This window comes from Thiomicrospira aerophila AL3 (assembly GCF_000227665.2).
GTDB classification, from domain to species: Bacteria; Pseudomonadota; Gammaproteobacteria; order Thiomicrospirales; family Thiomicrospiraceae; genus Thiomicrospira; species Thiomicrospira aerophila.
Map to the genome: position 1 here is coordinate 1,593,899 of NZ_CP007030.1, position 19,611 is coordinate 1,613,509.

Consider the following 19,611-nt stretch of genomic DNA (forward strand, 5'->3'; position numbering starts at 1 on the left):
TTTGACTTAATTAAGAAATCGAAATTTCAAGTTTTCGACCTAAAACAGCAGCAAATTTTTCTAAGGTTGAAAGCTTGATGTCTTCTGCATGATTTTCTATTCGAGAAATCGCCGATTTTTTTGTATTTAATCGTTCGGCAAGATCGTCTTGCGTCAACCCCGATTCTTCGCGTGCTTGGCGAAGCATGACACCTATCTTAAAAGTTTGATACCCTTCTTCAAAACCGTCATTAAATGCGGCATCTTTTGCTTGACGCTGGCTGATATATTTTTTTAAGTCACTCATAGCACTGTTTCCTTTTTAGGTAATCTTTTTTTCGTGTTTCGGCGAGTAAGATTTCTTTTTTCGGTGTTTTCTGGGTTTTCTTCTGAAACCCATGATTCAAAATGACTAGGTTGTCACCTTCTAAAAACCCAAGCAGTCGAAAAATGTTACTTCCAACCTGAACTCGAACTTCCCAAAGATCATCAGTGTTCACTAGTTTTTTGAAATATTGAACAGGCACCTGCTCTATTTCTTCGATAAGTTGAAGCACCCAAATGACTTTTTGGGCTTGTTTGGCATTAAGCGAGTCCAAAAAATCTTCAACAGGACTGTTGCCAGATTCTGTTCGGTAGAAATGAATTTCTTTCATAAAACAATGTTAACATACAGGTTAACTTTTAAGAAGGTTAGAATTAGCTATGGGGTGCTTCAAGTTTATAACCCATGCCGCGCACGGTATGAATCAGCTTGGGTTCAAAGGGTTCGTCGATTTTGGCACGTAAACGGCGAATCGCCACTTCAACCACATTGGTATCGCTGTCAAAATTCATATCCCACACCTGAGAGGCGATTAAGGTGCGCGGCAACACCTCGCCCTGACGACGTAATAGCAGTTCCAGCAAGGCAAATTCTTTAGCGGTTAAATCAATGCGTTGTTGCTGGCGGCTGACCTTGTGTGCCACCAAATCCATGGCTAAATCCGCACAGCTTAAATGTTGTTGAATGGGCGCTGTGCCACGACGCGATAAGGCACGAACTCGTGCGAGTAGTTCAGCAAAAGCAAAGGGTTTAATCAGATAATCATCCGCGCCGAGTTCCAAGCCCTTAACCCGATCCTCCACTTGATCACGCGCTGTCAGCAATAACACCGGCCAGCTTTTGCCCTGTTGGCGCAGGGTTTGCAATAACTGCCAACCGTCTAAACCCGGCAACATAATATCCATAATCGCCAGATCAAATTCCTCTTCCAACGCCAAGTGCAAACCATCCAAACCATTGCGCGCCAAACTGACATTAAAGCCCGCCTCACTCAAGCCCTGCTTAAGATAATCACCTGTTTTTGTTTCGTCTTCAACCAGCAGAATTTTCATGGTTAATTGCCTAGGGTTTTGTCCATTCTCGACATTATAACGACAGATTGGAACAGACTTAGATTACAAATTTGTAATCCGACTGTCAGCTTTAGGTTATCGCCGCTTTTTTATACTGCAACTGTATTCAAGATAGTTCGCAGATAAAGGGGTTCAACATGGCTTTAACACGTCGTCAATTTTTACAGGCCGGGGCTGCGTCTAGTTTGACAGTCGCCTTGGCACCTTGGATGCCGACTCAGGCTGCATCGGCTCATGCGCACGGCCATTCGCGTCGTGTATCCGAACTTAATTGGGCGAAACTCGGCACACCTCCTGAAATCAAAGGCCACAATATTGATTTGGTGGTGGATGAAACCCGGGGTAATTACACCGGTCGTGATCGTCGCGCGATTACGATTAACGGCTCGCTGCCTGCGCCCACTTTACGTTGGCAAGAGGGTGAAACCGTCACCATTCGGGTTACCAACCGTTTAAATGTGGATACCTCTATTCATTGGCATGGTTTGATTTTGCCGTTTGATATGGATGGCGTGCCGGGGGTGAGTTTTGACGGTATTAAGCCGGGCGAAACCTTTACCTATTCGTTCACGCTCGAACAATCCGGCACCTACTGGTATCACTCGCATTCCGGCATGCAAGAGCAGCAAGGCATGTACGGCGCGATTATTATCGACCCGATTCAACCTGATCCGATGGCGTATGACCGTGAGGACATCGTATTACTGTCCGATTGGACGGATGAAGACCCGCACCGCATTATCGAAAAGTTGAAAATCAAAGGCCACTATTACAATCGTAATGAACCGACTGTGCTGGATTTTTGGCGTGATGTGCGCGAACTCGGTTTCCGAGGCGCGATGCAAAAACGCCAGATGTGGCAACAGATGCGCATGTCGCCGACCGATTTGGCCGATATCACCGGTTATACCTATACCTTTTTAACCAATGGTCTGCACCCTGATCATAACTGGACAACGCTGTTTAAACCGGGTGAAAAAGTGCGCTTGCGTTATATCAATGCTTCGGCAGCGACCTATTTTGATGTGCGGATACCCGGCCTAGTGATGAGTGTGGTGCAAGCGGATGGGCAGAATGTACAACCGGTAGCGGTAGATGAATTTCGTTTTGGACCGGGCGAAACCTATGATGTGATTGTCGAGCCAAAACAACAGGCTTATACCTTGTTTGCGCAGTCGATAGATCGCAGTGGTGTCTCACTTGGAACACTGGCGGCTCGTGAAGGTTTGACCGCACCGGTGCCTGAAATGGATAAAGTGGAATGGCTGGTCGACAAAGACATGATGGGAGCGATGGATCACAGTGCACATGCAGGGCATGCGGGGCACGGCGATCATGCTGATCATCCAGGTCATCACGCACACCATGGGCATCACGGTCATCATGCCATGGCTGATGATTCATTAGCCAAGCCTTCAACACGGGTACATCACGCCCGCACGGCCTATGGTGCCAGTGTCGATATGCGTGTGGATACCCCGCGTACCAATTTAGATGATCCGGGAATTGGTCTGCGCAATAACGGTCGTCGGGTTTTGACCTATGCCGATTTAAAAACCCTGGATGGGCCACTTGATCCTCGTGGGCCTGAGCGTGAGATTGTGTTGCATCTAACCGGCAATATGCATCGCTATACCTGGTCGATTGATGGTCTGGAGTATGGAAAATCCGAACCGAGCCATTTTGCCTTTGGCGAGCGCATTCGGGTGATTATGCACAACGACACCATGATGACCCATCCGATGCATCTACACGGTATGTGGAGTGAGCTGGAGTCTCCAGAGGGCGAGTTTTTGGTGAGAAAACACACGGTCTCGGTACAACCCGCACAACGTATTTCGTTTCTAGTCACGGCGGATGCGTTGGGTCGTTGGGTGTGGCATTGCCACATTATGTATCACATGGATACCGGCATGTTTAGAGAAGTGGTGGTGTCTTAAATGACGTGCTTGTTTGCGAGGGTGCTTTCGCCTTGTGCCCCGACTCCTTCGGCTTTTTTCTGCGAAAAAAGAGGCGTCGCTGGAGCACAAGGCTACGCACCTATATAGCCAAAATAAGAAAGGAATACGAATATGAGCAATAAAAAACTGCTACCCCTCGCCTTAATCGGCGTGATGGGATTCGGCATCAGTCACCAGGCCTGGTCGTCCGATCCGCATGCCGGACACGATCATAGTTCGATGCAAGGCGGTAAAGCGCCGGAGGATGCGCGTGATCCCCATGCTTATTCGAATGGTCTGCGTTTTAACGACAGGGATTTGCAACGTTTGCATTTGATGGATCAGCATATTTATAAAGCCTTTATTGTTGATCATTTGGAGCGGGTGTTTGATGCTGATCACGAATATACCGCCTATAAATTGCAAGCGTGGATTGGCCGCGATTACAACAAATTCGCGCTGCACAGCGAAGGCCACATTAAAGAAGGTGACCTAAATGCTCATACCGAGTTGTATTGGTCACATGCCTATGCGGCCTATTGGGATAGTTTGCTTGGGGTGCGTTTTGATCATGGCCACAAAGATCGACAATGGCTAGCGGCCGGGGTGCAGGGTTTAGCGCCTTATATGTTTGAAGTCACCGCTAAAGCCTTTATCGACAGCGATGCCCGTGTAGCGGCTAAGGTAGAAGTGAAGCGCGAGTTGTTATTTACCCAGGATTTAGAACTGGAACCCAAACTCGAAGCCAAGGCGTTTAGCAGTAAAGATCAGGATTTTAACGAAGGGGCAGGCCTGGCAGACGTGAGCGCGGCTTTGCGTTTGAAGTATCACATTAAACCGGAATTTGCGCCCTATATTGGCGTCAAATGGCAACAAAAATTCGGCGAAACGGCCGATATGGCCAAGGCAAATCAACAGTCAACCGCTTCAACTCAATGGGTGGCGGGGATTAGTTTTTGGTTTTAATAAACAACACTAGGAGAATTATCATGAAAAATCTATCACGCAGACAATTTATATTTGGCGCCAGTGCCTTGGCTTTATTACCTGCCGCTAGTTGGGCACATAATCATGGTCATGGCGGTCATGGTGGCAACGGCGGCGGCCATCATCACGGTCATGGTAATCATGGGTCGCACGGCAATCATGGACACCAAGGCCATCAACACCATCATGGCATGGATCACACCACCAAAATTGGCCGTCAAGGTCAGGCCAATGAAGTCACACGCACCATTCAAATAGACATGACAGACGATATGCGATTTTCACCGGACCAGTTAGAGATTAAGGTCGGTGATACGGTACGGTTTTTTGTGCGCAATATGGGACAGTTAAAACATGAGTTTGTAATGGGTACGCTTGACGAACTCAAAGAACATGCTGAGATGATGAAATATCATCCGCACATGGATCACACTGAACCGAATATGATTAGCCTAAACCCACGACAACGTGGCGCGGTGATTTGGCATTTCGATCAACCCGGCACCTATTATTACGGCTGCCTAGAACCCGGCCATTATGAAGCCGGAATGATTGGAAAAATTCTTGTCAGCAACTGAAAATTACTTCTACACTTTATAAGCATCTTGAGCTATATCCTCAAGGTGCTGTTTTAACTTTTTAGCCACGCGTACTTTTTTAGATCGTTTCCAAAAAAACGCCAACACTAAATAGGCCGTAGCCGCTGTTGTCGCCATTTGTAGATTCGCATAGGATAGGTACCACTCCAAATGCGTAATTTCAAAATTAGCGATATTCATAGGCATGGTATAAACTGCAACGCCAAGATAAATAATTAAAGCCCACAATAAGGCTATGCCGGTATATTTTTCTAATTTTAATTTATTGTTTAAGTCCACGCCATTGTTAATAAACCAGTGTTTACCTGCGCTATGATTTATTAACAAGCTATACCAACCATTATCCTTGCCTTTTAAACCAGCTGAAACAAGGGTTATTTTCTGACCGACCCGCAACGGCACATCAATGCCACGCAACTTTATGTCTTTTTCAAGACCCTCTTCGGTTTTAATCCAAAACTCATGATTCGTTACCGTTTCTGAATGAATTGAGGGCGCATAATTCGGCCCGCCACCACTAGAAGAAACATAGGTTTCGCTAAATTTGTTACTACCTAACACCTCACCCGTAACCTGCCAAAACTCAACAACTTTTTTACCGTACTTAAAATCGTCCATAACAAACCCAATCAAAAATTATTATTATATCGTTACAAAACGATTTTTACCCTGCTTTTTAGCTTGATAAAGCGCTACATCTGCCCGCTTTAATAATTCTAGCGCTTCATCTACAGACTCAATAGTATCGGAAGACACACCTGCGCTGACTGTAACATAACTCGCAACTTCTGAGCGTTCATGCTTAATTTGCAAAGCAGCGACCGATTCAATTAGCCCCTGCGCCACGACCTCTGCTCCAGCTTTATCAGTTTCAGGTAGAATCACAGCAAATTCTTCGCCACCGTATCTTGCTAGTAAGTCACCGGGGCGCTTAATAACTGAGTTAAAAGCTTTGGCCACCTTTTCCAAACACAAATCACCTAACCCATGCCCATAAAAGTCGTTGAATTGTTTAAAAAAATCTATGTCCAACATAATCAAACTTAGTGGCGCACTACTTCTCATTAAACGAAGACTTTCACGTACCAAGGTTTCATCAAATTGTCGACGATTGGCAATATGAGTGAGAACGTCAAGATGGGACATTTCTGCCAATAAATCATTTTTTCGTTTCAGCGAGATGTGGTTCTTGACTCGTGCCTTAACAATCGCCAAATGAAAAGGCTTACTAATATAATCAACAGCGCCAAGATTAAGACCTTTTTCTTCATCAGTGGCTTGGTTAAGCGCGCTGACAAAAACGATCGGTATAGCCGCAGTAGCTTCATCACTTTTAAGTCGACTACACACTTCATAACCATCAACATCGGGCATCATAATATCAAGCAAAATAATGTCTAACTTAGGATTAGCCTTTACAAACTCAAGTGCTTTTTTACCTGAGTTAACTATCATAATCTGATAGTCATCCTTCAAACCATTCGCAAGAATCTTTGCATTGGTTGGTTCATCATCTACAATCAAGACACTCGGTTTATTTTCGTCAAACACGTTTAAAGCCTTTTTATGAAATTTAGTTATACCGTTTAAACTCAGCCATTAAATTATTAAGCACAACTAGAGCCTGTTCAAAGTCAAAGGCTTCAAGATGACGTTCAATGTTATGCCATAATGGCCGCAGTTCTTTAGGTATTCTTGTAGATATTTCTACTAACTCAACATCATCAATATATTCGTTTTTACTGATCCGTGCAGCTAAATTTTTTAATACTTCAATATTAAATTTATCAACAATGTTATCAGGCTCATTTAACAATATCTTTGGCGAGGTCGATATTTGAGCCGCTATCAGTTCATATGTTTCATTAAACGCTGTTCTAAAGGCCGTCACTAGGCCTGGCTCAGGTTTCTGTTGTTGCCTCAGTAATGGCTGAAGTTGCTCGCAAATAATAAAGAGTAAATCTGCCGCCAAATTTCCAGCTACGCCTTTTAAACTGTGTACCAGACTTTCTATCGCTTGCCATTCTGTGGTTTGCGCAGTTTCATTGTTAATTAAATTCGCCAATCGATCCGGCAGCGCTTGATATTTGTCATTTAAATCATGACCCAACTGTTTCAATAGCTTTTCATACAACGGCAGATTGCCACCAAGTTGCTCTAGCCCACGATCACGATTAATAAGCTGTTGCTTATTTTCTGAAGTGAATGGCTTAGCAGAAACACCACGCTGTTTTATCACAGCGTCACTTAAGGATAAATAGCGACCAATAAGAGACCGTAACTCCTGCAGTTGGATAGGTTTGCTGAGGTGCTCATTCATGCCCGCTGCTAAGGCTTTTTTCTTATCCTCAATCATGGCCGCAGCGGTAAGCGCCACAATAGGCGTATCGCTATCAAACTCGCGAATGGCTCTGGTGGCTTGATATCCATCCATAATCGGCATTTGAATATCCATTAGGATTAAATCAAAACGGTGCTCGCGGACAAGATCAACGGCCTGTTGGCCATTTTCAGCCAACACCACATCAAGATTTAAATGATCAAGTTGATTAAGAATGACTTCTTGATTAATCTCATTATCCTCAACCAATAAAACTTGACCATTAAACTCTTCATTAAGGTGGGGCTCATGATGTATTGGGTTTATTGATTTAACCAACTCGGCATTAGCAAGTTGAACGGGTATGCTAAAACTAAACTTACTGCCTTCACCTAAATCGGACTCTAAGTGAATGCCGACTCCATCCATTAAAGACACTAAACGTTGACTGATCACTAAACCTAAACCCGTCCCACCATACTGTCTAGTGATACTCGTATCCGCTTGTTGAAAAGGTTCAAAAATAGCGGTTTGCTGCTGTTTTGAAATGCCTAGCCCCGTATCACTGACGATAAAGTCTAACCAGGCCTGCCCTTGTTCATCGTTATGTTCACTTATTGTCAGTTTAACAATGCCCTGTTCGGTAAACTTAAAGGCATTACCCAACAGGTTTAACAAAACTTGACGAAGCCTTAACTCATCGGCACAAAAATGACTATGCACCATGGCCGAGTCGTCAAGCATAAATTGCACCTGTCCATCTTGCACACCCGTCATAAACAGATGTGAAATATCATCAACGACATGGTGTATCGAAAAAGCATCCGTTTGTAATTCAAGTTTGCCAGCTTCAATTTTTGAAAAATCTAAAACATCGTTAATGACACCTAACAACAAACGACCGGACCGATGAATTTTGTTCAGTTTTTCATGTAATTTAGAGACACTTTGCTCTTGTAATGCCAACTCACTTAAACCGATAATGCCATTCATCGGGGTACGAATCTCATGACTCATGTTGGCCAAAAACGCTGATTTTGCCAGACTAGAGGCCTCAGCTTGTTGCTTGGCTTCTTTTAATGATATCTCGAGATCTAATTGCTCAGTGATATCCTGACCCACAGACTGATAATATTTAATCCTTCCTTGTGCATCAAAAAAGCCGTGTGTTGTCCATTTAATCGACCTCGCACGTCCTTGAGCATCAAACACCTGATTAATATTCTCGCTAAGTGGACTAGAAGGACTGCAGGCGTGTAAAGCTTGCATAGCCTGAACTTGTAATTCCTCTGGCAAGGTTGTAATCCAGCGTGTTCCAATCATATCTTGAGTAGCCACACCAAAAAAATCAGCCATGGTTTGATTGCAATAAAGTGTAGTAGTGTCAGGCAAAAATCGATTGATAAAGTATGGATGGTTCTCAACCAGATTCAAATAAAGCTCTTTTTGCTCTTCTAGTGCAAATTCCACTTGTTTTTGGGTTGTGATATCTTGCACTGTACCCAGTGACTTGATGATGTTACCCGCTTCATTAACAAGGTGATGGGATTTTTCCCGCACCCATTTAATACGACCATCCGACATTAATAATCTATGCTCAATTTCATAGGCTTGCTTATTTTTAACCGACGCTTCATAAGCATCATTCACTAGGCGCCGATCATCTGGATGGGTCGTTAGATAAAATGCTTCTAAACTGGCTGAGTGTTTTGCCGGATCCACTTCAAAAATTCGAAATACCTCATCAGACCAAAAAAGTTCATTTTTGACAAGATCCAGCTCCCAATTACCTAAACTGGCCGTTTTTTGCGCCCGATTTAAACTCTCTTTTGACTTCAGCAGATCCAACTGCATTTGTTTTTGCTGTGTAATATCTTGATGCGTTCCGGCCATCCATTCAGGCTTACCGTCAGCAGTCCATGACACCACTTTACCGCGATCTAAAACCCAAACCCAATGACCTTCCTTGTGTCGCATTCTCGCTTCAACTTCATAATGCTTAGTTATACCCTCAAAATGTGCTTGCAGAGAATTTTGTGATTCGATTAGGTCATCTTGGTGTGCAAAATGTAACCAAGTTTCAATCGTTGTAGGTTCAAGTTCATCAAGTTGATAGCCAATAATTGCAGCCCATTGTTCATTAAAAATAGTTTGGCCCGTTTGGACATTCCACTCCCAAGTGCCCACATCTGTGCCCCAGATAATGTTTTCCAGACGGTTTTTTTGCAACTTAAGTGCCTGTTCGGCATGCATCACCTGATCGATATCTAAATGCACGCCCATCATCTGAATCGGTTCACCTTGTTCATTTGATTTGGTCACCCGTCCGCGCCCCTGTATCCAGGTCCATCCGCCGGCATTATTTTTGCAACGAAACCTGACATTAAAAGTCTTGTTAACCTTAATCTGCGCTTGCACAGCACCAAGCATCTCAGATAAATCATCCGGGTGAATTAGCTTATTAAACCGATCAAGATCAATTGGGAAGGCTTGTGGTTGATAACCTAGCTGAAGATAAGCCTGATCAGACCATTCAATATGATTGGTTACCATGTCCCAAACCCACATGCCTGTTGAAGAGGCTTCCAAAGCGAGCTCAAGCTTTCCCTGAGCATGTTGGGCAGCAAGCTTTAACTCAACTTGCTCGGTTTGATCAAGTAAATAACCATGCACTAGATTCACATTGCCATCAAAGTAAGGGCTAGCATAAAAATAGAACCAACGCGATTGCCCCTGATTATCAAGAATGCGGTAGGTTTGCTGAACGCATGCTACCTGTTGAGTTATGGCCTCCTGCATCTCAGATTTGAGCGCTTGAATATCTTCCGGGTGAACAATATTAAGCAGACCATTACCCGGTTTTTTAAAAAAGTCTGTTGAATAACCCAGAATCTCCTCGAGGTTTTCAGACACAAACGAAACTGGCCAGTTATCTATCGCTTGCCACACCAAAACGACTACTGGGCCTTTCTTGAATAAAGCACGTTCAGCTTGCAAGTTTCGCTGCTGCTCAGATAAAAGATTCCGCCAATTTTCATAAACCATTGCTACTAAATCTTTTTGATGCAGCAAACCAACAATCTTCTCATTTTCAATAACAATGATTCGTTTAAGCTTTTTCTCTCGGCTAAAGGCAAGTGCTGACTGCAACGAAGTATCGGCTGGCAGTGTCACGATCGGACAGCTCATAAACCTATCTACTGAAGTCGATTCAGCAACATTTTGCGCCAAGGCATCTGTGATATCTTGCTGGGTAACAATTCCATAACCCTGCGGATGCCCCTCAATAATGGCTGCGGTTTGCTGATGCTCTCGTAAAGCAAGCAGCACCTCTTTCAAACTGCTCTGACAGGTTAAGATTAGATAATCAGCAATATTGATGATATCAGCCAGTTTTTTAAACTTTGACAAATGCTCTGGATCTAAATGCGCTGCGATGTCGGAATAACTAACAATACCTGAAAGGGTCCCATTTGAATCCAACAAACATAAATACTCAAATGCACTCTCTTTTAAAGCCGCCAAACCATCAAATAAACTCGCCGACTCAGGCAAACATTTTACGAACTGCAATGAGCATTGGGATAAGGGTTTTTTAAAATCAATCGCCTCTAAACGAAAAGTAACCAATTCGCGCGTCGTGATCATTCGCAAACCTTGTTCGCTAATGATGACCAAATCCCTCAACTTCGTCTTGCTCATCAAATCCAGTGCATCTTGAATAGATGCATGCTCAACCAGAGTCACGACTTCTTTAGTAGCAATAGTCGCTAGTTGTGGAAAAAACATCATTAGCTCCAATGGTTAGTTTTGATTAGCCTTGCAAGTCTTAATTGCTAACACAATCAATCTTCAGAAAGTTCAACAGGTAGCTGAGGTTTACCAAATAAATAGCCTTGAAAAGCTGTTGCGCCTGCATCTTGTGCAGCAATAAACTGCGCTTGAGTTTCAATACCCTCCATAACTAACTGATAGCCGGCTTCGCGAATCATTTTTGCGGTGGCTTGAATAATCCCTTTGGTTTTATCATCTAACTCCAAAGCTCTGGTTAAGGTCATATCAAATTTAACGATATCTACTGGCATATTGGCCAAATAACGAATTGAGGAATAGCCACTGCCAAAATCATCCAGAGCAACCAAAAACCCTATCTCTCGCAAGGCATTAAGCTTTAAAGTCACCAACTCCATATTACGGATTAGACTGGTTTCAGTAATTTCAACAATAATTTTATAATCTTGAGTAAACTGAGCTAACACAGCTAACTCTCGCTCTAAATTCAACTGAAGTAATGAGTCTGGCGAAATATTAAAAGACAAGCCTTGGCCTTTTTTGAGTTTGCCCTCAATAAACAATTGCGTAATGGCTTTGATAACCTGTTTATCCAGGTCTATATCAAGATGTCGATGATTAACAACATTAAAAATCTCACCTGGAAAAATGAGCATTCCTGATTTTTTTATTCTTACCAAAGCTTCAAAATAATTCACTTTGCCCTCAACATTCACCACAGGCTGTAGATGCATTTCAATGCCCTCACCTGTTTGCAAGGCTTGTAAAATAACGCCAACCTGTCTATTAGACATCAATGTTTTAGCAGCTGAGAGCTCATCATCTGCAAACAATTGCACCTTGTCGTGTAACGAATGCTTGGACTTATAAAGTGCAATATCGGCATGCTTTAGTAAGTTTTGCAAGGTTTGATATTGCGCACTAATGCTTAACCCCAAGCTAAAGGTGACGCGCTCTTGGATGCCCAATTCTTGCAAAGGTAAAGCTTGCAAGGATTCAAATACATTTTGAGCAAGGTCTTTTAGGGTTTCTGCCGTATCGACATTTAAAATCGCTGCAAATTCATCCCCCCCGATTCTAAAAATAGTGGCATGCGCAGGTAAAGATTTCTTTAAAGCTTGAGCGGTACACTTAATAACCTTATCACCTACTTCAAGGCCATAGCTATCATTAATGGCTTTAAAATAATCACAGTCCACCAGAATAAAACCAACAGTTTGGTTGCTTGACTGCCCAGAGTTACAGAGCTGCTGCAGCATCTCATCAAAAGAAAATCTATTTAATAATCCTGAAAGTGCATCTATTCGAGATTGTTTTGAGTAACGCTCATGCTGATAATTAAGCTCTTTTTTCGCGGTTAATAATGCTTGATTATAACCAAAGAGTGATTCTTGCAGATCCTCAAACTCGCTGACGAGATAGTGCTTCGCTGGCTGCACTACCTCACCTGGCTTGTTTTTTAATTCAACGAGATAACTGCTTATGCTCTCAAGTGGTAAAACAAGACTAAACCTAAAGAAAATAATGAACAGTATCGCGACAACCACCGCATAAACCAAAACATAAAAGATAAATTCTTGGATTAATGCCCATAAAAAATTATCAACGGGATTATCAATGACATCAAACGCAATAAATTCACTTGGGTTCGCTAATAAATCAGCGGCTAAAACCAGCCGATTGCCTTGATAAGATTCCGCTTTTAGGCTGTTTCTATCGATATATTGAAACTGTTGCTGTTGCTGTAGCCAACTTAAAAAGCTTAGATTAATCCCAACAAAACCCAGCGTACTATCAGATTGTCGTTGTACGACTGGCACAAATAAGCGGTAATCAATACTTTGACCTTCCAGTTGAAAAGCAGTTAATTCATCAGGCACCAACGACGGCAAAAATTGCGAGTCAGGATCATTAGGCCCTTTTTGAATCAGCTGCTGGCCATTGGCTGCATATAAATCAAGATCATTAAAATAGAAGCGCCAATATTGCGAATCTTTTAACCGTTGGTTACGCCAAAAAAAATAATAACGTGATTGGTTGAGTTGTTGATGGACTTCATCCCAGTCGGCTAATTCAGTGACACGTTGCTCTGCTTGCAGAATAAATTGCTCTAAATGATGTTTTAGCTCTCGCTCTGCTGCATAGGCTACCTGCTCTGCTGCCTGAGCTTTAACCTGTTGAGCACTGGTGTAAAGATACCCAAACATAAACAAATAGACACCTAATGACACTGACAAGAAAATCAACATATGCCATTTTGCTTTAATCGGTTTAAAGTGAGAAAGCTTTGTCATTCATCAGACTCGTTATTAATACGTTCACGCACTTGTTTTAAGATGTCTGCGATTCTTTCTTGTAAATCAAATTCATAAAGGCTTGAAAAAAAATGATTTGCACCTTCGATAAGCTGAACATTAGCATGCGCTGAACGCATTTCATCAAGCCAACCTGGTTTAATTTTATGCAAAATCTCATCTTCGCCCCCCATAACGACCTCAACGGGCACTTTAATCATTTGCATGTAGGCGGCTGTCTGCGCCCTCGTTAACTGGATGTAGGATAAAAAACTTGCCGGTGTTGCAAAATAATCCTTTTCACAAAACATAAGACTAAAAAGCGCGGGGTTCGGATTATCCATCAACATCAAATAACGTGCCCTTTGCAAGTCTTCTTGTTTGGTGCCAATATCCTCATCGCCAAAATAAAACATACTGGTCAGAATAAGTTGTACTACGGCTGAATGGGGCTCAGTCGCCTGACTAAAAATAATATATTGACTGCCACTTGAATGGCCAAGTAACACTATATTTCGATAACCCTGTTCAACCAGCCAATCTAGCCATAGGTCAATTTCGGCCCTATTATCCTCAAGTGTATGAGTATGCAAACTATTACAACTCATCGAAGCCTGACGTGCACTAATCCCGTAACTCAGATTCGGTGCTAAGGCAGCAATACCTTGGTCATTGAGTGCGGCCATTAAACTATTTATGGTATGAAAATTATTTGTGGTTAAAAAACCATGCAGAACTAATACCGCAAGATTTTTATCTTCAACAACGGGCTCGACAAACTTCGCCTGCAAAAAGAAACCTGGCTGCGATTCAAGATAAACAATGTTAGCCTTGGCATATTGGCTAACCGGCCATAAAGCCAAAACAATCATCACAAGTCTTAACTTAGCTGCCATCAGTCACGCCCTGAGGATTGAACAAGAATTAAGAACAACTGATTTATAAAAATTACTTATACCCATAAAAGTAAAAACCCAAAAAATTCATTATATTCAAGATGTAATATTATCAGCATCTTATTATTCATTTGAGAAAATTAAGTCTATTTTCGTTGTTTACAAGTGTTTTTCAGTTCAAAATGCTGATGAACTTAACGATTTAAATACTAAGGAAGATACCCATGGCAAACTGGAGTGCCGGCTACGCAGCTGATGTTGACTACACATTCGGTTATTTTAAAGAACTCAATCCATTACAAATTCGCTTAGCGCTGCTCGATGCCGGCGTGGCCCCTCCCGAACAGCTCAATGCCTGCGAATTAGGTTTTGGGCAAGGGGTCAGTGTTAATATTCACGCCGCCGCTAGCCAAACGCGTTGGTTTGGTACTGACTTTAGCCCAACTCAAGCCGGCTTTGCGCAAGATATGAGCCATGCCTGCGACAACCAGGCCTGCTTATATGATCAATCCTTTGCCGAGTTTGCCCAACGTGATGATTTACCCGAGTTTGATTTTATTGCTTTGCATGGTATTTGGGCTTGGGTGTCCGATGAAAACCGCAAAATATTGGTCGATTTTATTGGCCGCAAACTCAAGCTAGGCGGTGTGCTCTATATCAGTTACAACACCCCTAATGGTTGGGCAACCATGATGCCTATTCGCCATCTACTTAACCAATACGCCCACACCATGACGGTTAGCGGCGACAACTCGGTTAATAAAATTGGCCAAGCCTTCGACTTTGTTGACCAACTCCTTGCTACCAATCCCGCCTACTTACAAGCCAACCCACAATTGCGTAAAACCTTCGATTTGGTCAAATCTCAAAATGCGCAGTATTTGGCTCATGAATATTTCAGTGATGATTGGACGCCGATGCATTTTTCAGACATGCATAGTTGGCTTAGTCCGATTAAATTAGACTATGTCTGCTCGGCCAACACCCTCGACCAAGTCAATGCGATTAATATTACCGAGGCTGAAGAAGCGATGATTGCGGATCAAACTAATCCGTTATTTCGTGAAACCGTTCGCGATATCTGCATGAACCAACAATTCCGCAAAGACCTTTGGATTAAAGGCCCGAAACGCCTGGATAAATTTGAGCAGATGGAAGCTCTTTTTGGCCTGCAACTGGTACTGACAGAATTACGTGACGAAGTCGAGCTGAGTGTCAATGGCATGCTTGGGCCAGTAAAACTCAAAGCTGAAACCTATGGCCCGATTTTAGATTTCTTTGCTGATTATCAGCCTAAAAAACTCGGTGAGCTACTGCAAGCCATGCAACCACTCGGGATTGGCATGGATAAAGTGATGCAAGCCATGATGATTTTAACCGGAAAACAAACGCTACAATTGGCACAAGCACCCGAAGAGATTGCTCAGGCGAAACTTAAAACCGATAAGTTAAATCTATTTTTGTTGAAAAAAGCGCGCGGACGCGACGATATTACCGTGCTGGCCAGTCCGGTAACAGGTGGCGGCATTGATATTCAAGGCTACGAGATGCTATTTTTATTAGCTATGCGCTTTGGTCATCAAACACCTGAAGCGATTGCACCTTTTGCTTGGGGGCTGCTCAAGCAGCGCGGTGTAAAACTGCATCGAAACGGCCAATGGCTCGAAACAGACGCAGAAAACTTGGCAGAGCTTGCTAAGCAGGTCGAGTTTTTTCTCGACGAGCCACTCAAGCTCTACCAAGCATTAGGTATTCACTAGGTTAAATTAGTTCTCAACTTTATTTTCTGTGGGTTCGAGGTTTTCAAGCGTTAGGGTGTGATGAGGTTTTAACCAAAAAGTTTGCCCCTGCGCTTGAACCTGCACCTGGTCATAATTCATATCTAACACACGAATACCATCTCGTTCACTATGGCGAGTCAAATACTGACCATTCACCCTAACGCGCATTTGACCATCCGTGCCCATCACGACCGATTCGATCTGAATGACCAGGGGTGTCGTAGCCGCTGAAGTATCTGAAACGCTGGGCTTCATGTCACTATTATGCTCACTAGCTTGTACGACAACGCCAGTCATAGTGGCGAATGCAAGTGGCCATGCTACTAGGCCAGCTACCAGCCGACCTTCAAATCTTGAGTTTTGTTTTCTTACTGTATTTTTTTTCATAACATCCTCCAAAAGTAGCTTATGTTGTTATTTTTTATTGATGTTTTTTTGAGTCATCATCTCGCCACTCACCTTCAATTACATTAGGATTTTTGTTGTTGTCCTTATTAGTATCTTGATTTTCGACCGGCCCCTCCTGATGTACACGATGATACTTAATATGCCCAGTAATCGGGTCACGAGACTGCCACTCGGCATCAACGGTATAGTGATATTGCTGGGACGCATAGCGCTTAGCGCCGCGCAGCAACCAAAATTGGGCAACTTTTGCTCTAATTGGCGGAATCAGCAATAACAAACCTATCACATCGGTAACCAGGCCTGGCAAAAATAAGATAATGCCGCCAATGAAAATAAGGGTCCCTTCAAGTGCCGCTTGCTGGGGCATTTGACCTTGCGCCATTTGACGCTGCGCCTGCTTAACCAATTGCACGCCTTGGTATTTCATTAAAATGCCGCCCAATGCAGCCGTAGCAATAATCATCAAAATTGTTGGTAACGCACCGATTGCACCGCCCAACTCAATAAGAATGTATAACTCCATTAAGGGCGTCACAATAAAAATCAAAAACATGTAAAGAAACATAAGACCTACTTTTAAAAGTTAATTTTTATCAGTTTCCCACTTTTTAGCCATTAAAAAAAGTTAAAGGTGCAAAAAAACCACCTTCACAAACCTTTCTTGATAGAGATTAACTTTTCAACGTAAGGTTTGGTAGAATCTGAAACAAAATTTATAAAAATAACAACGATAAAAGGATACCCTATGAAGGTTTGGCACTACTTACGTCATCCCCTAACGCTGTTAACGCTCATTCTAGCCCTGATCATTACCGCGTTGCCGTTAAAGGCAAGTGATGACCTGCTTGACCCGGACGATGCGTTCCGCTTACAACCGGTGCAAGTCATTGATGGTCAACTGGCTATTAGCTGGCAAGTTGCACCAGGATACTATCTGTATCAGGATAGACTGGGGGTTGAATCAGCTGATATCCAACTTCAAGCCATTCAGTTTCCGCCCGCCAAAGATAAAAACGATCCCTTTTTTGGCCAGGTCAAAATTTACGATAAAGATTTTACTTTACGCGTTCCCTATCAAGGACAAGCACAACAAGCCACACTGACCATTCGTTATCAAGGTTGTGCAGAAGAATTTGGAGTCTGCTATCCGCCTCAAACTCAACAAGTCGCAGTAAACCTACCTGCCCAAGCAACCGTTTCTAGCACCAGTGCCGCAACCGCCAGTTTACCCAACGAAATCAGTTCACTGCGTGCGCTCAATGACTTTTTAGCGAGTCAAACGGGGTTAACCGATACAGGTCTGCTTGATGTTGACCAAGCTTTTGCATTTTCTTACCGTCAAAATGGCGAAGGCCAACTGCTTGCTAATTGGAATATGGCCGATGGCTATTATTTGTACCGTGACAAAATCAGTGCCACTATCGTGTCAGGTCAAGCTACCATTCAAGGAGTAGTTACGCCGGCTGGCTTAATGAAAGATGATCCGTTATTTGGTCAGGTTGAGGTTTATTATGGTCAAGCTACCGCAGACATTACCATCACTGACTTGCAAGGTCCGGTTGTGGTGGAAATTGGTTACCAAGGGTGCGCTGATGTGGGTGTATGTTACCCCCCTGAAACCAGACAAATTAATTTAGATCCAGCGACATTTGGTACGGCTTCAGCGGCAAGTATTGCAGCGGCCGGTGCAGCGTCTGCAATGCCAAGCACGGTGTCTAGTTTAACTAGCGCGCCGCCTACTGACCCGTCACAAATGTCGGAAGCAGATCGTATTACCAATACACTAATGAACGCCAATCTTTGGATTGTCGTGCTGACCTTCTTTATTTTCGGATTACTGCTGTCTTTCACCCCCTGTGTATTCCCAATGATACCGATTCTATCGAGTATTATTGTTGGCCAGGGCAATCAAAACATTACCGCTCGCAAAGGCTTTATTATCTCGTTAGTGTTTGTATTATCTATGGCACTGGCTTACACCATTGCCGGGGTATTAGCCGGCATATTTGGTGCAAATTTACAAGCTGCATTACAAAACCCATGGGTACTCGGCACCTTTGCGATTATTTTTGTCCTGCTGGCACTGTCTATGTTTGGATTCTATGAAATCCAACTGCCATCGAGCTTGCAAAGTAAAATTACCCAATTGTCTAACAAGCAAAAAGGTGGCTCACTTACCGGTGTTGCCATTATGGGCTTTTTGTCGGCCTTAATTGTTGGGCCATGCGTAGCGCCACCTCTTGCCGGTGCACTGATCTATATTGGTCAAACAGGTGATGCCGTTCTAGGTGGCTTAGCCCTATTTGCGATGAGTTTAGGTATGGGTGTGCCATTATTGCTCCTAGGGGCCTCGGCAGGCAAATTACTCCCACGCGCTGGCGCTTGGATGAATACTGTCAAAGCCGTGTTTGGTGTGCTATTACTGGCTGTGGCGCTATGGTTAGCAGACCGCGTACTACCCGGCTGGATCAGCATGATTGGTTGGGCACTGCTGCTAATTGTTGCTGCTATCTACATGGGGGCACTCGAACCCATTGGCGACAAATCCAACTGGCATAAACTTTGGAAAGGTCTTGGATTATCACTCCTTGTTACCGGCTTTGTGATTATTATTGGTTTAGCAGGCGGATCACGCGACCTGCTCCAACCGCTCAAAGTCTTCCAGGGTGGTGGCACCGCTGCGCAACAACAAGCGGAGCTTAAGTTCGAATATATCAATAGTATTGAAGAGCTCCAGGCACGCGTGGGTCAAGGTCAACCGGTCATGCTCGATTTTTATGCTGACTGGTGTGTAAGCTGTATCGAAATGGAACGTTTCACCTTTAGTGACCCACAAGTTCAAGCCGCGCTAGACGGGGTGGTGCTCTTAAAAGCGGATGTCACCGCCAATACAGCTGACCATCGCGCACTGATGCGTGAACTGGGTATTGTGGGACCACCTGCCATCCTATTTTACAATCCAGCAGGTGTTGAACAGCGAGGTCAACGTGTCGTCGGCTTTAAAAATGCCACTGAGTTTAAAGCGACTATTGATGCCGCACTCGGTCGCTAGTTTGTAACAACCATACCAGCAGGCCTGCTTATAACTTCATATAAGCAGGCTTTTTTGTTTCACTGCCAAAATAACCAGTATGCAGGTAATTTCGCCGCTTTTTACAACAATTCCATCATCTAGCCCTCATATTTGCTCGCGCTTATCCATAGCAATAGCAAAAGA

At 43.5% G+C, this 19,611-nt stretch carries 15 protein-coding genes; 5 read left to right on the forward strand and 10 right to left on the reverse strand.

The window, feature by feature from the left end; genetic code table 11:
* Positions 1-10: 10 nt before the first annotated feature.
* From THIAE_RS07855 to THIAE_RS07865, 3 genes are read right to left on the reverse strand one after another with little or no spacing between them, the layout of a single operon-like run.
* Positions 11-286: a helix-turn-helix domain-containing protein gene (locus tag THIAE_RS07855; RefSeq protein ID WP_006460688.1), complete on the reverse strand. Its 276-nt coding sequence runs from the start codon at positions 284-286 to the stop codon at positions 11-13.
* The gene (locus tag THIAE_RS07860) at positions 279-635 is read right to left on the reverse strand and encodes a type II toxin-antitoxin system RelE/ParE family toxin (protein ID WP_006460689.1); all 357 of its coding nucleotides are present in this window, start codon (positions 633-635) and stop codon (positions 279-281) included. Before THIAE_RS07860 ends, THIAE_RS07855 begins: the two co-directional genes overlap by 8 nt.
* Before the next feature lie 43 nt (positions 636-678).
* Positions 679-1,356: a heavy metal response regulator transcription factor gene (locus THIAE_RS07865; protein ID WP_006460690.1), complete on the reverse strand. Its 678-nt coding sequence runs from the start codon at positions 1,354-1,356 to the stop codon at positions 679-681.
* Positions 1,357-1,514: 158 nt separating this feature from the next.
* On the opposite strand from THIAE_RS07865, the gene THIAE_RS07870 reads away from it, so the two are divergent.
* The 3 genes from THIAE_RS07870 (at position 1,515) to THIAE_RS07880 (ending at position 4,882) form a co-directional block, all read left to right on the forward strand.
* A complete protein-coding gene (locus tag THIAE_RS07870) occupies positions 1,515-3,317 on the forward strand; it encodes a copper resistance system multicopper oxidase (RefSeq protein ID WP_006460691.1) in 1,803 nt (600 codons plus the stop codon).
* 132 nt (positions 3,318-3,449) lie between these two features.
* Entirely contained in the window at positions 3,450-4,283 is an 834-nt protein-coding gene (locus tag THIAE_RS07875; RefSeq protein WP_006460692.1) for a copper resistance protein B, read from the forward strand.
* Positions 4,284-4,306: 23 nt separating this feature from the next.
* Positions 4,307-4,882: a cupredoxin domain-containing protein gene (locus tag THIAE_RS07880; RefSeq protein ID WP_006460693.1), complete on the forward strand. Its 576-nt coding sequence runs from the start codon at positions 4,307-4,309 to the stop codon at positions 4,880-4,882.
* Positions 4,883-4,891: 9 nt separating this feature from the next.
* On the opposite strand, the gene THIAE_RS07885 is transcribed toward THIAE_RS07880, so the two are convergent.
* From THIAE_RS07885 to THIAE_RS07905, 5 genes are read right to left on the reverse strand one after another with little or no spacing between them, the layout of a single operon-like run.
* Positions 4,892-5,521, reverse strand: coding sequence for a hypothetical protein (locus THIAE_RS07885; protein ID WP_006460694.1), 630 nt, complete (start codon positions 5,519-5,521; stop codon positions 4,892-4,894).
* Positions 5,522-5,545: 24 nt separating this feature from the next.
* Positions 5,546-6,454, reverse strand: a complete 909-nt coding sequence (locus THIAE_RS07890; RefSeq protein ID WP_006460695.1) for a diguanylate cyclase domain-containing protein — start codon at positions 6,452-6,454, stop codon at positions 5,546-5,548.
* Positions 6,455-6,476: 22 nt separating this feature from the next.
* On the reverse strand, positions 6,477-11,015 hold the full coding sequence (locus tag THIAE_RS10635) for a PAS domain-containing protein (RefSeq protein ID WP_084332773.1): 4,539 nt from the start codon (positions 11,013-11,015) through the stop codon (positions 6,477-6,479).
* A 53-nt stretch (positions 11,016-11,068) separates the two neighbouring features.
* Positions 11,069-13,309 carry a bifunctional diguanylate cyclase/phosphodiesterase gene (locus THIAE_RS07900; protein WP_006460697.1) on the reverse strand — a complete coding sequence of 747 codons (2,241 nt, stop codon included), beginning with the start codon at positions 13,307-13,309 and terminating at the stop codon, positions 11,069-11,071.
* Positions 13,306-14,205 (reverse strand): alpha/beta hydrolase, encoded by a 900-nt coding sequence (locus THIAE_RS07905; RefSeq protein WP_006460698.1) that lies wholly within the window; start codon positions 14,203-14,205, stop codon positions 13,306-13,308. The genes THIAE_RS07900 and THIAE_RS07905 overlap by 4 nt, the downstream gene beginning before the upstream one ends.
* A gap of 224 nt (positions 14,206-14,429) precedes the next feature.
* Here THIAE_RS07905 and THIAE_RS07910 point away from each other — a divergent pair, with 224 nt between their 5' ends.
* Positions 14,430-15,965 (forward strand): class I SAM-dependent methyltransferase, encoded by a 1,536-nt coding sequence (locus THIAE_RS07910; RefSeq protein WP_006460699.1) that lies wholly within the window; start codon positions 14,430-14,432, stop codon positions 15,963-15,965.
* 6 nt (positions 15,966-15,971) lie between these two features.
* On the opposite strand, the gene THIAE_RS10860 is transcribed toward THIAE_RS07910, so the two are convergent.
* Together THIAE_RS10860 and THIAE_RS07920 are read right to left on the reverse strand one after the other, a co-directional pair.
* A complete protein-coding gene (locus THIAE_RS10860) occupies positions 15,972-16,373 on the reverse strand; it encodes a hypothetical protein (RefSeq protein ID WP_006460700.1) in 402 nt (133 codons plus the stop codon).
* Positions 16,374-16,407: 34 nt separating this feature from the next.
* Positions 16,408-16,959: an FxsA family protein gene (locus tag THIAE_RS07920; protein ID WP_006460702.1), complete on the reverse strand. Its 552-nt coding sequence runs from the start codon at positions 16,957-16,959 to the stop codon at positions 16,408-16,410.
* A gap of 180 nt (positions 16,960-17,139) precedes the next feature.
* Between THIAE_RS07920 and dsbD the strand changes: the two genes are divergently transcribed.
* The gene (dsbD, locus tag THIAE_RS07925) at positions 17,140-19,446 is read left to right on the forward strand and encodes a protein-disulfide reductase DsbD (protein ID WP_006460704.1); all 2,307 of its coding nucleotides are present in this window, start codon (positions 17,140-17,142) and stop codon (positions 19,444-19,446) included.
* The last annotated feature ends 165 nt before the right edge of the window (positions 19,447-19,611 follow it).

Excerpts from the sequence above, each read along its gene's own strand:
- THIAE_RS07855 (WP_006460688.1), bottom strand. The coding sequence starts at position 286 with ATGAGTGACTTAAAAAAATATATCAGCCAGCGTCAAGCAAAAGATGCC.
- THIAE_RS10860 (WP_006460700.1), bottom strand. The coding sequence starts at position 16,373 with ATGAAAAAAAATACAGTAAGAAAACAAAACTCAAGATTTGAAGGTCGG.
- THIAE_RS07870 (WP_006460691.1), top strand. The coding sequence starts at position 1,515 with ATGGCTTTAACACGTCGTCAATTTTTACAGGCCGGGGCTGCGTCTAGT.
- THIAE_RS07905 (WP_006460698.1), bottom strand. The coding sequence starts at position 14,205 with ATGGCAGCTAAGTTAAGACTTGTGATGATTGTTTTGGCTTTATGGCCG.
- THIAE_RS07880 (WP_006460693.1), top strand. The coding sequence starts at position 4,307 with ATGAAAAATCTATCACGCAGACAATTTATATTTGGCGCCAGTGCCTTG.
- THIAE_RS07860 (WP_006460689.1), bottom strand. The coding sequence starts at position 635 with ATGAAAGAAATTCATTTCTACCGAACAGAATCTGGCAACAGTCCTGTT.
- dsbD (WP_006460704.1), top strand. The coding sequence starts at position 17,140 with ATGAAGGTTTGGCACTACTTACGTCATCCCCTAACGCTGTTAACGCTC.
- THIAE_RS07885 (WP_006460694.1), bottom strand. The coding sequence starts at position 5,521 with ATGGACGATTTTAAGTACGGTAAAAAAGTTGTTGAGTTTTGGCAGGTT.
- THIAE_RS07875 (WP_006460692.1), top strand. The coding sequence starts at position 3,450 with ATGAGCAATAAAAAACTGCTACCCCTCGCCTTAATCGGCGTGATGGGA.
- THIAE_RS07900 (WP_006460697.1), bottom strand. The coding sequence starts at position 13,309 with ATGACAAAGCTTTCTCACTTTAAACCGATTAAAGCAAAATGGCATATG.
- THIAE_RS07865 (WP_006460690.1), bottom strand. The coding sequence starts at position 1,356 with ATGAAAATTCTGCTGGTTGAAGACGAAACAAAAACAGGTGATTATCTT.
- THIAE_RS10635 (WP_084332773.1), bottom strand. The coding sequence starts at position 11,015 with ATGATGTTTTTTCCACAACTAGCGACTATTGCTACTAAAGAAGTCGTG.
- THIAE_RS07910 (WP_006460699.1), top strand. The coding sequence starts at position 14,430 with ATGGCAAACTGGAGTGCCGGCTACGCAGCTGATGTTGACTACACATTC.
- THIAE_RS07920 (WP_006460702.1), bottom strand. The coding sequence starts at position 16,959 with ATGTTTCTTTACATGTTTTTGATTTTTATTGTGACGCCCTTAATGGAG.